Genomic DNA, 13,773 nt, shown 5'->3' on the forward strand with positions numbered 1-13,773 from the left:
GTGGTCACTCCTGGGGGGTGGTGGTGTCGGTGCTGCCGGGGTAAGTGCTGTCGGGATCGGCGCTGTCGGGATCGGAGACGACGGCGAGGATGGTCCCGGTCTCGACCTGGGTGCCGACCTCGACGGGCAGCTCCGTGACGATGCCGTCGACAGCGGCGGAGATGGTGTGTTCCATCTTCATGGCCTCCATCCACAGCAGCGGCTGTCCGGCGGTGACCGTGTCCCCGACGGAGACGGCCACGCGGATGATCGCGCCCGGCATGGGGGCGAGCAGCGAACCCGCCGCGACCTCCGCGCCGGGATCGGTGTACCGGGGCGGTTCGATGAGTGAGACCGGTCCGAGTGGTGAGTCCACCTCGACGACGGTGTCCGAGCCGACCACCTCGTACCGGGCCACGCTGAAGGTGCGACGCACTCCCCTGACCTCGACGTCGACGGCGTCGGCGCGGACCTGCTGGACGCGGACGACCTCGGAGAGATCGCCGTCCGCGCGGGCGCCGGAGCGGTCGCGGATGTAGGCCACCTCCACCTCGTCCTCGCCGACCCGGTAGGTCCGCCGCTGGAGCGTGCGCCCGACGTTGCGGAACCCGGCCTGGGCCAGCGCCACCGGGCCGGCGGCGTGGTCGGCGGTCCCCGACACGATCGCGGCGGCCAGGGCCGAGATCGCCGTGGCCTCGTTGTCGGCCAGCGGGGCGGCGAGCGCCTCGGCCCCGTGGTCATCGAGGAACGCGGTGGACAGGTTGCCGGCGATGAACTCCGGGTGCCGCAGCACGCGGACCAGCTGGGCGCGGTTGGTCGTCAGACCGTGGACCTTCGCCCGGCCGAGGGCACCGGCGAGCGAGGCGCAGGCCTCGGAGCGGGTGCGGCCGTAGGAGATGACCTTGGCGAGCATCGGGTCGTAGTGGACGCCGATCAGCGCGCCCTCGGGCCCGGGTTCGACACCGCTGTCCAGCCGGATGCCTGGCCGGTGCGGGCCCTCGAATCGGGAGGAGACGCCGGGGACGTCGAGCGCCCACAGCGTCCCGGACCCCGGCGTGTAGTCGTTGGCCGGGTCCTCGGCGTAGAGACGGGCCTCGAAGGACCAGCCGTGGGAGTCCGGGGGCTCGGCGGACGGCAGGGGCAGGCCCGCGGCCACGTCGAGCTGCAGTGCGACCAGGTCCAGACCGGTGGTGGCCTCGGTGACCGGATGCTCCACCTGGAGACGGGTGTTCATCTCGAGGAAGAAGAACTCGCCGTCGTCGGTCGCCAGGAACTCGACCGTGCCGGCACCGGTGTACCCGATCGCGGCCGCGGCGTCCCGGGCTGCGGAGTACAGCTTCTCCCGCATCCCCGGGGTCCGCTCGACGAGCGGGCTCGGGGCCTCCTCGATGACCTTCTGGTGGCGACGCTGGATCGAGCACTCGCGCTCGCCCACCGCCCAGACGGTGCCGTGGGCGTCGGCCATGATCTGGACCTCGATGTGGCGCCCACGCTCGAGGTACCGCTCGCAGAACACCGCGTCGTCACCGAACGCGGACTTGGCCTCGCGCTGAGCGGCTCTGATCTCGTCGTGTAGCGAGTCCAGCGTGCGGACTACGCGCATGCCGCGACCGCCGCCACCGGCGGAGGCCTTGACCAGCACCGGGAGGATGTCCTCGGTGACGTCGGAGGGCTCGAGGTCGGTGAGCATGGGAACGCCCGCCTCGGCCATCATCTTCTTGGCCTCGATCTTGGAGCCCATGGATTCGATGGACTCGACCGGCGGGCCGACCCAGGTGAGCCCGGCGTCGATCACGGCACGGGCGAACCCGGCGTTCTCGGACAGGAAGCCGTAACCGGGGTGGATGGCGTCGGCTCCGGCGGCCTTCGCGGCCTCGATGACCAGGTCCCCGCGGAGGTAGGTCTCCCCTGGGGTGTTTCCCGGGAGTCGGACGGCCGCGTCGGCCTCGCGGGTGTGCGGCGCGTCGGCGTCGGCGTCGGAATAGACGGCGACTGTGGTCATGCCGAGAGCGCGGGCGGTGCGGTGGACACGGCGGGCGATCTCGCCCCGGTTGGCCACCAGGACCGAAGTAATGGGAGCTGGGGTCGGTGAATTCTGCATGGTGTTGTTCCTCACATCCGGAAGACGCCGAAGCGGTCGGTTCCGGCGACTTCTCCGGAGTGGATCGCGGACAGGCTGAGGCCCAGCACCGTCCGGGTGTCGCGGGGGTCGATGACTCCGTCGTCGTAGAGCATCCCGGACAGGAACGCCGGCAATGACTCCTTCTCGATCTGGTCGGAGATCATCGTCTTGAGACCGTCGATCGTGTCCTGGGTCATCTCCTCGCCGCGTGCGGCGGAGGCCGCCGCGGCCACGGATGTCACCACGTCGGCGAGCTGCTGGGCCCCCATGACGGCGGATTTGGAGCTGGGCCAGGTGTAGAGGAACCGCGGGTCGAAGGCGCGGCCGCACATCCCGTAGTGGCCGGCGCCGTAGGAGGCGGCGGTGATCAGCGACAGGTGCGGGACCTCGGAGTTGGAGACCGCGTTGATCATCATCGCGCCGTGCTTGATGATGCCGCCGCGCTCGTACTCGGACCCCACCATGTAGCCGGTGGTGTTGTGCATGAACACGAGCGGGGTGTCGTAGCGGTTGGCCAGCTCGATGAACTGGGTGGCCTTCTGCGCCTCCGCGCTGAACAGCACGCCGCGGGAGTTGGCGATGATGCCCACCGGGTAGCCGTGGATCTCGGCCCATCCGGTCACCAGACTCGCGCCGTACAGGGGCTTGAACTCGTCGAAGTCGGAGCCGTCCACGATCCGGGCGATGATCTCGCGCGGGTCGAAGGGGATCTTGAGATCCTCCGGGACGATGCCGAGCAGGTCCTCGTTGCCGTACAGCGGCTCGATCACCTCTGCGCGCGGGGTGCGCCCCTCCTTGGACCAGTTCAACCGGCGGACGATGCCCCGCGTGATGCGGGCGGCGTCGGCCTCGTCGAGGGCGTAGTGGTCCGCGAGCCCCGAGACGCGTGCGTGCATGTCGGCGCCACCGAGGGTCTCCTCGTCGGCGATCTCTCCGGTGGCGGCCTTGACCAGCGGCGGTCCGGCGAGGAACACCTTCGAGCGCTCCTCGATCATCACCACGTGGTCGCTCATACCCGGCACGTACGCGCCGCCGGCGGTGGAGTTGCCGTAGACCACGGCGATGGTGGGGATGCCGGCCTTGGACAGGCGCGTGAGGTCACGGAAGAGCGCGCCACCGGGGACGAACACCTCCTTCTGCGTGGGCAGGTCGGCGCCACCGGATTCGACGAGGCTGATCACCGGGAGCCGGTTCTTGCTGGCCACGTCGTTGAGCCGGAGGATCTTGCGCAGCGTCCACGGGTTGGACGTGCCGCCCTTGACGGTGGGGTCGTTGGCGATGACCAGGCATTCGACGCCCTCGACCACACCGATCCCGGCGACCACGGAGGCGCCGGTCTGGAAGTCGGAGCCCCACGCCGCGAGGGCACACAGTTCGAGGAACGGGGATTCCCGGTCGAGGATCATGTCGATCCGCTCGCGGGCGGTGAACTTGCCGCGCTCCCGGTGGCGGGCGACCTTGCGCTCGCCGCCGCCGGCCAGCGCCGGTTCGAGGTCGGAGGTCAGCTGGTCCAGCTTGGCCTCCATGGCCTCTTTCGCGGCGCCGAACTCGGCGCTGGTGGTGTCGAGCGTGGAACGCAGGATTGTCATGCGGTGTACCCCAAACGTCGTCCGGCGAGGGTGGTCAGGATCTCGGTGGTTCCTCCGCCGATGCCCAGGAGGCGGACATCGCGGAACTGGCGGCTCACCTCGGACTCGGCCATGTAGCCGAGCCCTCCGAAGAGCTGGAGTGCTTCGTTCGCGACCCATTCCGCGCACTCGACGGCGGTGTTCTTGGCAAAGCAGACCTCGGCGATCGCGTCGTGGCCGGCAGCGGCCAGGTCCACACAACGGTGCGTGTAGGTGCGGGCGACGTCGATGCGTCGGGCCATCTCGGTGACGGTGTTCTGCACGGCCTGGCGGGACAGCAGGGGGCGACCGAAGGTCTCGCGTTCGCGCACCCAGTCCAGGGTGAGGTCGAGGCACCGCTGGGCGTGTGAGTAGCCCTGGGCGGCCAGCGCGGCGCGTTCGCCCACGAAACCGATGGCGATCTGGGCGAACCCGTCGTGCTCGGCGCCGACGAGGTTCTCCACCGGCACGCGGCAGTCGGCGAAGGTCAGCTCGGCGGTGTCCGACGCGCGCCAGCCCAGCTTCTCCAGCGGGGCCGAGCGGTGGAAACCGGGTGTGTCGGTGGGGATGACGAGCAGGCTCACGCCCGCTGCACCCCTGAGCTCGTCGCCACCGGTGCGCACGGCGGTCACCACGAAGTCGGCGCGGGTGCCGGAGGTGATGTAGGTCTTGGCGCCGTTGACGACGTAGTGGTCGCCGTCCCGGCGGGCCGTGGTGGTGAGGCGCCCGACGTCGGAGCCGCCGCCGGGTTCCGTGATGGCCAGGGAGCCGATCAGATCACCGGCGAGTGTGGGTTTGACCCAGCGCTCGATCTGGTCGGCTCGGCCGGACTGCGCCAGGTGCGGGGTGGCGATACCGCAGGTGAACAGCGAGGCGAACACGCCGCCGGAGACTCCGGCCTCGTGGAGGGCCTCACACACGATGAGGGAGTCGCGCATGTCGCCGCCCCCGCCACCGACCTCCTCCGGGAACGAGACCCCGAGCAGGCCCAGTTCGCCGGCCTTGGCGTGCAGCTCGCGGGGTAGGACGCCGGCGGCCTCCCACTCGTCCTGGTGGGGCAGGATCTCGCGCTCCGCGAAGCGGGTGGTGGTCTCGCGCAGGGCGAGACTCTCCTCGGAGTACCAGGGATCACCCGGTACATGGGGTGGGACGGCGGGGGCGGATCTGCGTGGGACGGCGGGGGCGGTACTGCGCGGGATGGTCACGCGTTCTCCTCTGCGGGGGCCGGTGCGGTGGGTGCCGAAGCGGCGGGTACTGGGGCGGCGGGGACGGGGGCGGTGATGTGGTCGGGGATGTCGACGACACGGGAGCGCAGCCACTCCGCGAGGCCCTTGGCCTGCGGGTCCCAGCGGTAGCCGTGGGCGACGCCCTTCCCGAGCAGTCCCTCCACGACGAAGTTCACGGCATTGATGCGGGGGAGCTCGTACCGCTCGACCGGGAGGTCTGCGGTCTCCGGGAGCAGACGGCGCAACTCCTCGACGGTGAGGGTGTCGCGCATCCAGCGGTAGGCCTCCGCGTCGCCGGCCCACAGCCCGATGTTGGCGTTGCCGCCCTTGTCGCCCGAGCGGGCGCCGAGCACGTCTCCCAGCGGCCGGCGGGTGGTGGTGACGGCAGGCGTGGCGGACCCGGTCGACGGGGCGGACGGGGGTAGCGGTGCGCCTTCGGCGTCGAGCCCGTCTGAGGCGTGACCGTCGCCCATCTCCTCCATGGTCTCCGGCGGCGCGATGTCCACCCGGGTCCCGTCGGGCAGCACCGCGACGTGCGGGATCTCGCCCTGCGCGAGGTAGGCGGGGATGTACACGCCGTACGGGCCCCCGCGTCCGGGAGGAGCACTGGGTGTGGCACCCGGGTAACTGGACAGGGTCATCGCCACCGCGGCGTCGGTGAACGAGCGACCCACCACGTCCTTGTCCGGGTCCCACGCCACGATGGTCAGCATCGCGGTGGCGGCGGCCTGCGTGTCGGCGTCGGGGTGGTCGGTGCGCTGCAGACGGAAGTCGATCTGCGCCGGACGGGTCTCGAGTCCGGCCAGGAACTGTCGCTCGACCAGCGAGGCCTTGTCCTCGATGTCCAGGCCGGTGAGCAGGAACGTCAGCTCGTTGCGGAAGCCGCCGAGGCATGTGACCGACACCTTGGTGGTGGTGGGGGCGGTCTCCCCGCGCACGCCGGAGATCCGGACGCGGTCCGGGCCCTCTTGCTCGACCAGAGCGGTGTCCAGGCGGGTGACGACGTCGGGGCCGCCGTAGCGGGCGCCGGTGACCTCGTAGAGGAGCTGGGAGGTGACGGTGCCGACCGTGACCGCTCCCCCGGTCCCGGCGTGCTTGGTGATCACCGAGGTGCCGTCGGACGAGATCTCGGCGATCGGGAAACCGGGTGCGACGGGGTCGGTGATCTCGCCCCGGTTGAAGAACGAGTAGTTGCCGCCTGTGGCCTGGGTACCGCACTCGATGACGTGCCCCGCGGCAGTGGCGCCGGCGAGGGCGTCGAGGTCGGTCCGGGACCACCCGAAGTGGCTGATCGCGGGGCCGACGATCACCGAGGCGTCGGTGACGCGACCGGTGACGACGATGTCGGCGCCGGCGTCGAGGCAGCGGGCGATCCCGAAGGCCCCGAGGTAGGCGTTGGCGGTGACCGGGAAACCGGCATCGGCCGGGATGGACAGCTCGCCGACTCGCGCGATGAGGTCATCGCCCTCGACGTGCGCGACCTTCGGCGACAGTCCCAGTCGGCCGGCGAGCTCGCGGATCGCGTCGGCCAGCCCGGCGGGGTTCAGCCCGCCCGCGTTCGCCACGATCGTGACGTTCTTATCCAGTGCCAGCCCGAGGCAGTCCTCGAGCTGACGCAGGAAGGTCTTGGCGTATCCGAGGTCGGCGTTCTTCATCCGGTCACGGCCGAGGATGAGCATGGTGAGCTCGGCGAGGTAGTCGCCGGTGAGGACGTCGAGTTGGCCGCCCTCGAGCATCTCGCGCATCGCGGAGATACGGTCGCCGTAGAAACCTGACATGTTTCCCACGCGCAGTGGCGCGGCGAGGTTCTTCCCGGTCATGCTCGGGCCCCTTCCTCGCGGCCGCCGCCGGGTAGTCCCGCGAAGGCCTGGGCGATCCGCAGCCACTCCTCCGCGTCGTCGCCGACCGCCTCGAGGGCGGTGTCGGCGCGGTGGACCCGCTGGGTGACCAGCAGGCAGAAATCCAGGACCGGGCCGGTGACACGCTGCTCGGCGTCGGCCGGACCGAACTCGAGAACACTGCCGTCGGCCAGGGTGAGTGCGACGTGGACCTCCGAGGTCGGGGCCTCGAGACCGTTCATCAGGTACGCGAAGCCCCGGGTCTTGAAGCCCAGGCGGGCCACGTGCGGAAGCGCCGAGACGAAGGCCGGATCGGAGTCCAGAGCGACCCCCACGGCGTCGGCGACGTCGATGCCGTGTGCCCAGGTCTCCATGATCCGGGCGGTCGTCATGGACTTGGGTCGCATCGGCGGACCGAACCACGGGACCTGGTCCCCGGGATCGGCGGCCTTGAGCGCGTCCGCGAGTTCTCCCCGTGCCAGTCGCCACCGGGCCAGCACCTCGTCGCGGCCGGTGGCGGCGATCTCGGCGGCACCGGCGTCGACGAACCCGGTCGGGTCGGCCATGGCCGTCTCCACCACGCCCTGGAAGGCGTCCGGGTCGTTGACGGCGGTGACGGAGACCTCGTCGGTCCAGGCCAGATGCGCGATCTGCATTCCCACGTCCCAGCCCTCGGCCGGGGTGTCCAGGTTCCAGACGTCGGGACCGGCGGTCTCGACGAGGTCGTCAAGTCGGGCACTGAGCGCGGCCAGGACCGCGTGTGGATCCTCCGTCGCCGAGGGCTGGGTGTTCGTCTGCATGGCAACAGACTCCCACCCCGCCTCAAATAAAGCAAGCATGCTTGCTTGCTTCTGCGGGCCGGGCAGAGATCGGTTTCTGGAGTCCGACGAGGGCGGCGGGATCGCCTACCGCGGCTCCACCGTCACGGAGTGTTACCGGAACCAGCCCGGAGGCAAACGCCGAGGCCTTTGTGGGCGGCCACCTGCACTCGGGCGACCCGGGACCAATCCAACCGGGACGACATGATGTGGTTTGCCGACCGCGTTGGAGACGTCGTCAAGTCCGGAGGAGCGAACGTGTCCCTTGTGACCGCCCACTCCATCCCGCACACCGCGACGGGCGAGACCTGGGAAGTGGAGCTGCGCGGGAGGAGGTGAGCCGCCCGGGCCCGCGCGATCAGACCGGACAACCCAGGGTGTAGTTCCACTCGGTGCCGTTCCGCGGGGCGTCGACCTTCACGGTCATCGATGTCGATACCCCGGGGGGCACGTCGATCCAGACGTTCCAGTCGCCGTTGGTTCCCACGTAACCGGGAGTCGACCACAGGACGTCGCCGTCGTAGGCCACCTCGACGTAGTCCGGGACGTAGTAGGTCTCCAGCCGCAGCAGGACACGGCCGCCGCCACTGCGACCGATCTCGTGCCTGTTGGTGAAGATCCCCTTACGTCCGGAGTTGGTGAAGGTGTTGCACGGCGTGACCGGCGCCAGGACCACCTGGGTCGCAGCGAGGACACGGTCCCACCCCACTTCGCCTCTCGAGGCCCGATCGGCGAGGGTCATGATGTCCTGCGAGCCCCCGGGGATCCCCTGCAGCACCCGGAACACATCGAAGATCTCCCCGCTGCGGATGTCGAAGATCAACTCGTTGAGGTTGGCGAGGGACCCGTTGTCCAGCGCTCCGCGCGCACCGGGGTTCATCCCCTCGATGATGGCTTCCAACTCCTGCACGCTTCCGGCGGCCTCCCCGACGTCGCTGCTGAGCTCAGCACTGGAAGGCGACTCGGTCTGGGCGGTCGCGGCCGGCACCGCGCCTGCGGCCACGGCCAGCAACGAGGCGAGCGCGACGAGAGGGACTCTTGTGATGATCGAACGTGTCATGCGGACTCCTGAGGACGACCGCACTGGTCGTGCGTCCGGCGGGCCCGGACGGTGAACGGTCGCCACCGACGCTATGCAGCCGAGGCGCCCCGGTCTGTCCTACGTTCGCTCCATTTCTTCCTGCCCCCGACTCACGGGCCGAACTCGAGGAGCTCACCGGGGATTCCCAGGCGAACGGAGGCGAGGTCGGCCCCGAGCCCGGTGTCGAGCGTCGCGCCCCGCGGGGGCCGGGCGACGAGGTTGACCGCCCGGAGGTTGGGCAGCAGATAGCGGTGCGTCTCCATGCATTCCAGGGCGGGCAGCAGTTCGCGGAAACGGTCGATCGTGAGCGCCCCGGCCAGCCACGCGAACGCGGAGTCGTCCCAGGTCCACACCGCGATGTTCACCCCGCGGCCGACCACGCCACGACGCACGCTGGCGACCGAGCCCAGCACGGACATCACCGGCGCCCCACCGGGAACGGCACCCGGCGACCAGGGGGTGGGGAGCTCACCGGGACCGATGTCCGCGGTCTCCAGGGGGACAGGCACCGCGACCCGTTCACCGCCGGGGAGCACCACGGTGTGGCCGGCCTCCGCCTGCGCCAGGGGGCGGGCGACCCGTCGGGGTCGCTCGGGCCCCCTCGTCATGGCCACCGACGCCACGACCGGCGGTGCGGGCTCTCCCCGGGCCCCGCTGATCCGGACCCGGTCCGTGCCCTCCTGGGCGAGGCGGACGGAGTCCAGCCGCAGGACCACGTCGGGAGCCGCGTACCGCGCACCCGCGACCCCGTCGAGAAGCTGATCGGTGACGGTACCGACGGTGACGGATCCGAACGCCGAGGGGTGGCGGGTGACGACTGCGGACCCGTCGGCCGCGATCTCCGCGATCGGGTAGCCGCCGGACACCGGGTCCGTGCTCCGGGTGACGTCGGTCGACGAGTCCACGACGCCCGTCGCGCCCGGGCCCCCGGAGAGCACGTGCCCCACCGCCACGGAACCGGCGAGCGCGTCAAGGGCCGACGGGGTCCAGCCGTGATGGGCCGCCGCCGCGCCCGTGACCAGCGCCTCGCGACTGACCCGACCGGTGACGACGACGTTCGCGCCCGCCCCGAGGGCCCGCGCGATCCCGAACGCACCGTGCCGCACCGTGGCGACGTCGGCCTCTCCGAGTCCCAACTCGACGGCGCGATCCGTCACGTCACCGGAGTCCACCGATGCCACGGACAACCTGACACCCGCGTCGGCGGCCATGGCACGCAGGGCCTCGGCCAACCCACCCGGATCGAGGGCACCGGCGTTGGTGACGATCCGCACGCCCCCCGTACCGATGAGCTCGAGGCACTCCCCCAGTTGGACGAGGAGCGCGCGCTCGTGGCCCGGCCCGCCCTCCGCGCGCTGCTCGGCGAGTTCCAGCATCGCCTCGTCCGAGAGCATGTCCAGCGCGAGTACATCCAGGGACGCGGCCGCGAGGAACTCGGCGGTCGCGGTGGCGCGGTCCGTCCGCGAGGCGGAGACGTTGCCGATACGCAGCGGGCTCTGGGTGCTCGTCATCGATCCTGCGGCTCCTTGTCGATCGGGTCGTTCGCCTACCCCAGCATGCTCCCCGTCGCGGGGAGGCGGATGTGGAACACGAACGTCTCCCGAGCATAGGCGGAGAGTCACGGGGGTCCGGGCGGGCCTCGTCGCGGTGGAGGTGATCGTGCAGCAACGCTCGGCGGGGTGCCGGGCAGTCCGCCGGTCGTCCCGGATTCGCGGGGGCAATACCGATAGACTCACCTGATCAGACGCCCGCCGTGTCCTCCAGGAGTGAGCCGTGCCCCCCAGGACCGCCCCGATCCCCGACCGCATCGACCAGGCCCGCGCCAACTGGGAGCGTGAGGGATGGACCGACGCGGCTCAGGGGATGACCGTGGTGACGTCGGTCATGCGCGCGCACCAGATCCTGTTGGCGCGGGTGGAGGAGACACTGCGGCCGTGGAACCTGTCGTTCCCCCGCTACGAACTGCTCCGATTGCTGGCGTTCTCCCGGTCCGGCTCGCTGCCCATCACCAAGGCCTCCGAGCGACTGCAGGTCCACGTCACCAGCGTCACCAGCGCCATGAAGCGCCTCCTGGACGCCGGACTCGTCGAGCGGCGCCCCCACCCGACCGACGGCCGCACGACCCTGGTGGAGATCACCGCCGAGGGCAGGCGTGTGGTCTCCGAGGCGACCGCCGCGCTCAACGCCGGGGTGTTCTCCGACCCGGGGATGGACGAGTCCGAGCAGTTGGCGCTGATCGAGGCGATCTCGTCGCTTCGGCAGACCGCCGGCGACTTCTGACGGCCGGAGCCGCAGCGCCCTCGACCTGCTGACACCCCGCCCCGCGCCAGCGCACCAGCGCACCAGCGCACCAGGCAGAGGGTCCCATCTGGGCCGACCGGGCCCGGTGGGGTCGGTGCGTTCGGACCCGGGACACGACACCGCGCCCGGCCCCCTCTCGGGTGGGGCCGGGCGCGGCTGCTCTTGGGTGGATCCGTGTCGTAGGTCTCAGACGAGGGTCGTCAGACCTGTGGTCACGGCATCTCGGTGGCGATGAGTCGGGAGTCGTCCGGCTCGGCATCGGCGTGGATGACGTTCTTGCTCGACTCCGTCATGAGGAAGATGCAGACCATCGACATGATGGACAGCGCGGAGAGCATCAGGCCGACCCCGAAGGTGTTGCCGGCACCGATCATCGCGGCGGCGGCCAGTGGCGGCAGCGCACCACCGAGGATGCCGGCGAGGTTGTAGCCGAGTCCGGCACCGGTGTAGCGGTAGCGGGCCTGGAACAGCTCGGGCAGCAGCGCGCCGGCCGGGCCGTAGGCGATACCGAAGATGATCAGCGTGACGAACAGGACCACACCGAACGCGAAGGTGGACCCGGTGTCGAGGATCGGGAAGACGAACAGCGTCCACGGGATGGCCAGGCCGACCGAGGTGCCGATGACCTTCCTCCGGCCGATCTTGTCCGAGTACATCGCCGACAACGCGATGGCAGCACCGAAGATCAGCGCGGCGATCATGCCCATGGCGAGGACGAACGGGCGCGAGTGTCCGAGGGTGGCGGTGGCGTAGTTCGTGAGGAACGAGGTACCCATGTAGAAGAGGGAGAACAGCGAGGTGAGCGCGCCACCTGCGATGAGGATCTCCTTCCACTGGTAGCGCAGAGCATCGGCGAACGGCAGCGTCCTGGGGGCCGTGACCCTGTTCGCGGCCTTGTCCGCAGCCGCGGTCGCGGCGGCCTCCTTGGCCTCCCGCTCCTGGGTCTGACGGAAGACCGGGGTCTCCTCGACGGTGAGGCGGATCCACAGTCCGACCAGGACGAGGACCGCGGAGAGCAGGAACGGGATACGCCAGCCGTACTGCATGAAGGGGCTGTCGAGGTCGGCTCCACCACCGGCGACGAGCGAGAAGACGAGGAAGGTACCGGAGGAGAGGAAGAACGCGAAGGCCACGCCCAGCTGCGGCCACATGGCCATCATGCCGCGCTTGCCCTCGGGTGCGTACTCGGCAGTGAGCAGTGTCGCGCCGGCCCACTCGCCGCCGACCGCGAAGCCCTGGAAGAAGCGGCACACCACCAGCAGGGTCGGCGCCCAGATACCGATGCCGCCCTCGAAGACGCCGAACGCACCGGTGTTGTAGCCGGGCAGGAGGCCGATGAAGACGGTCGCGATGCCCATGATGATGAGCGTCCACACGAGCGTGTTCTTGCGGCCGATGCGGTCGCCGAAGTGGCCGAAGATCGCCGCTCCGACGGGCCGGGCGAAGAACGCCACGGCGAAGGTGGCGAACGAGGACAGCGTCGCCGTCGCGGGGTTCTGGTCGGGGAAGAACAGGGCGGGGAAGACCAGCGCGGCGGCCGTACCGTAGATGAAGAAGTCGTACCACTCGATCGTGGTACCGATGGAGGACGCTGCGGCGACCTTCTTCAGCGAGGTCTTCGGCTTGACCGGCGCATTAGAGGGGGACTGCGGGGCTGCGTCCCCCGGCGGGGTGTTTCTGGACTGCGTCAAGACAACTCCAGTCGTGTCAGGTTCGCCGGGTATCGGACCTCCGGCGAGGCGGGTGATCGCCGACGCGTCAGCGCCGATTGAACAAGACAGTATGTGATGACGGCCACACCCGATACACCCGAAAGTGGATGCAGGGTGAGGTAGCCCACTACCAGCTGCGCCTGTGGCACGAAAGGCGTCCCGCGCACCTCCCTCGTGAGGGTGGTGCGCGGGACGCCGGTCGCGGAGGAGCAGGGATGTCAGGGCAGGACGCCGAGGAGCCGGGCGCGGGCGACGGATTCCATCCGCGACCGGGTCCCGAGCTTGGTACCGATATTGCGCAGGTACGCCTTGATCGTCTCGGGTGAGAGCGACAGTCGCGCCCCGACCTCCGCGTTGGAGCATCCGAGCGCCACCTGTGCGAGCACGTCGATCTCCCTGGGAGAGAGAACGGACTGGGTCCGGACCGACGAGGGGTCCCCGACCTCCCTGCCGACCCCCGCCAGTGCGGAGCCGGCCGCCAACAACCGTTCCCGTAGTGCGGGATCACCCAGTTCGGCGGCGATCGCCCTCAGCTCGCCGTGGAGTACCCGGAGCTGCTCCCGGTCGGTGGACTCGAGTCCCCCACAGTGTTCGGCCGCGGCGAGATCGGCCATGCGGAGTCGACGGTCCACCTCGTCCCGGACCTGGAACTCCGAGGCCAGCTCGGCCGCGACGGAGGAGAACGTCTTGGTCACCTGGTCTCCGAGCTGGGTGGCGACGCGGGCGGAACCGTAGAGGATCGTCCGCGCCACCCCCGAGACCATGACGGGGACCGAGATGATCGCCCTCAGGCCCTCACGCTCTACCGCCACGGCGTAGTCGCGCGTGATGTTCGAGCAGTCCTCGTAGTCGCGTACCGTCGCCGGGCGACCGGACGCCATGACGTGTCCGCCGAGCCCCCGCCCCTTGGCCACGGCGAGCCCCTGCATCGAATCCGTTCTGACGCCGATGAATCGTGTCAGCCTGGCCGTCTCGCCGTCGGCTTCCCCGGCGAAGACCGTCGGTAACCCGGTGTCGTTGCGGACCTTGCGTAGGGCACTGAGAACAGCGTCCGAGTCCTTGGGCCGGAGGGTGGACATGGTGGTCTCC

10 protein-coding genes are annotated in these 13,773 nt (G+C 70.3%); 1 reads left to right on the plus strand and 9 read right to left on the minus strand.

Going from position 1 to position 13,773, the window contains the following annotated elements:
• Positions 1-4: 4 nt before the first annotated feature.
• The 7 genes from A6048_RS12625 to A6048_RS12660 form a co-directional block, all read right to left on the minus strand.
• Complete coding sequence (locus A6048_RS12625; protein WP_107746252.1) at positions 5-2,080, minus strand: ATP-binding protein; 2,076 nt, start codon at positions 2,078-2,080, stop codon at positions 5-7.
• Positions 2,081-2,091: 11 nt separating this feature from the next.
• Positions 2,092-3,690 carry an acyl-CoA carboxylase subunit beta gene (locus A6048_RS12630; RefSeq protein WP_107746250.1) on the minus strand — a complete coding sequence of 533 codons (1,599 nt, stop codon included), beginning with the start codon at positions 3,688-3,690 and terminating at the stop codon, positions 2,092-2,094.
• A complete protein-coding gene (locus tag A6048_RS12635) occupies positions 3,687-4,808 on the minus strand; it encodes an acyl-CoA dehydrogenase family protein (protein ID WP_235027488.1) in 1,122 nt (373 codons plus the stop codon). The genes A6048_RS12630 and A6048_RS12635 overlap by 4 nt, the downstream gene beginning before the upstream one ends.
• Before the next feature lie 101 nt (positions 4,809-4,909).
• Positions 4,910-6,754, minus strand: coding sequence for an acyclic terpene utilization AtuA family protein (locus tag A6048_RS12640; RefSeq protein WP_107746248.1), 1,845 nt, complete (start codon positions 6,752-6,754; stop codon positions 4,910-4,912).
• Complete coding sequence (locus A6048_RS12645) at positions 6,751-7,572, minus strand: TIGR03084 family metal-binding protein (RefSeq protein ID WP_107746246.1); 822 nt, start codon at positions 7,570-7,572, stop codon at positions 6,751-6,753. Before A6048_RS12645 ends, A6048_RS12640 begins: the two co-directional genes overlap by 4 nt.
• Before the next feature lie 376 nt (positions 7,573-7,948).
• Positions 7,949-8,650: a hypothetical protein gene (locus A6048_RS12655; protein ID WP_107746244.1), complete on the minus strand. Its 702-nt coding sequence runs from the start codon at positions 8,648-8,650 to the stop codon at positions 7,949-7,951.
• 131 nt (positions 8,651-8,781) lie between these two features.
• Positions 8,782-10,182, minus strand: coding sequence for an acyclic terpene utilization AtuA family protein (locus A6048_RS12660; protein WP_107746242.1), 1,401 nt, complete (start codon positions 10,180-10,182; stop codon positions 8,782-8,784).
• Positions 10,183-10,444: 262 nt separating this feature from the next.
• Between A6048_RS12660 and A6048_RS12665 the strand changes: the two genes are divergently transcribed.
• A complete protein-coding gene (locus A6048_RS12665; protein ID WP_107746240.1) occupies positions 10,445-10,951 on the plus strand; it encodes a MarR family winged helix-turn-helix transcriptional regulator in 507 nt (168 codons plus the stop codon).
• 233 nt (positions 10,952-11,184) lie between these two features.
• Here A6048_RS12665 and A6048_RS12670 read toward each other — a convergent pair whose 3' ends face one another.
• Together A6048_RS12670 and A6048_RS12675 are read right to left on the minus strand one after the other, a co-directional pair.
• Positions 11,185-12,663, minus strand: coding sequence for an MFS transporter (locus A6048_RS12670; RefSeq protein ID WP_107746238.1), 1,479 nt, complete (start codon positions 12,661-12,663; stop codon positions 11,185-11,187).
• A 239-nt stretch (positions 12,664-12,902) separates the two neighbouring features.
• A complete protein-coding gene (locus A6048_RS12675) occupies positions 12,903-13,763 on the minus strand; it encodes a LuxR C-terminal-related transcriptional regulator (protein WP_107746236.1) in 861 nt (286 codons plus the stop codon).
• Between the last annotated feature and the right edge of the window lie 10 nt (positions 13,764-13,773).

This window comes from Dietzia psychralcaliphila (assembly GCF_003096095.1).
GTDB lineage: Bacteria > Actinomycetota > Actinomycetes > Mycobacteriales > Mycobacteriaceae > Dietzia > Dietzia psychralcaliphila.

Excerpts from the sequence above, each read along its gene's own strand:
- A6048_RS12625 (WP_107746252.1), bottom strand. The coding sequence starts at position 2,080 with ATGCAGAATTCACCGACCCCAGCTCCCATTACTTCGGTCCTGGTGGCC.
- A6048_RS12630 (WP_107746250.1), bottom strand. The coding sequence starts at position 3,690 with ATGACAATCCTGCGTTCCACGCTCGACACCACCAGCGCCGAGTTCGGC.
- A6048_RS12640 (WP_107746248.1), bottom strand. The coding sequence starts at position 6,754 with ATGACCGGGAAGAACCTCGCCGCGCCACTGCGCGTGGGAAACATGTCA.
- A6048_RS12645 (WP_107746246.1), bottom strand. The coding sequence starts at position 7,572 with ATGCAGACGAACACCCAGCCCTCGGCGACGGAGGATCCACACGCGGTC.
- A6048_RS12655 (WP_107746244.1), bottom strand. The coding sequence starts at position 8,650 with ATGACACGTTCGATCATCACAAGAGTCCCTCTCGTCGCGCTCGCCTCG.
- A6048_RS12660 (WP_107746242.1), bottom strand. The coding sequence starts at position 10,182 with ATGACGAGCACCCAGAGCCCGCTGCGTATCGGCAACGTCTCCGCCTCG.
- A6048_RS12675 (WP_107746236.1), bottom strand. The coding sequence starts at position 13,763 with ATGTCCACCCTCCGGCCCAAGGACTCGGACGCTGTTCTCAGTGCCCTA.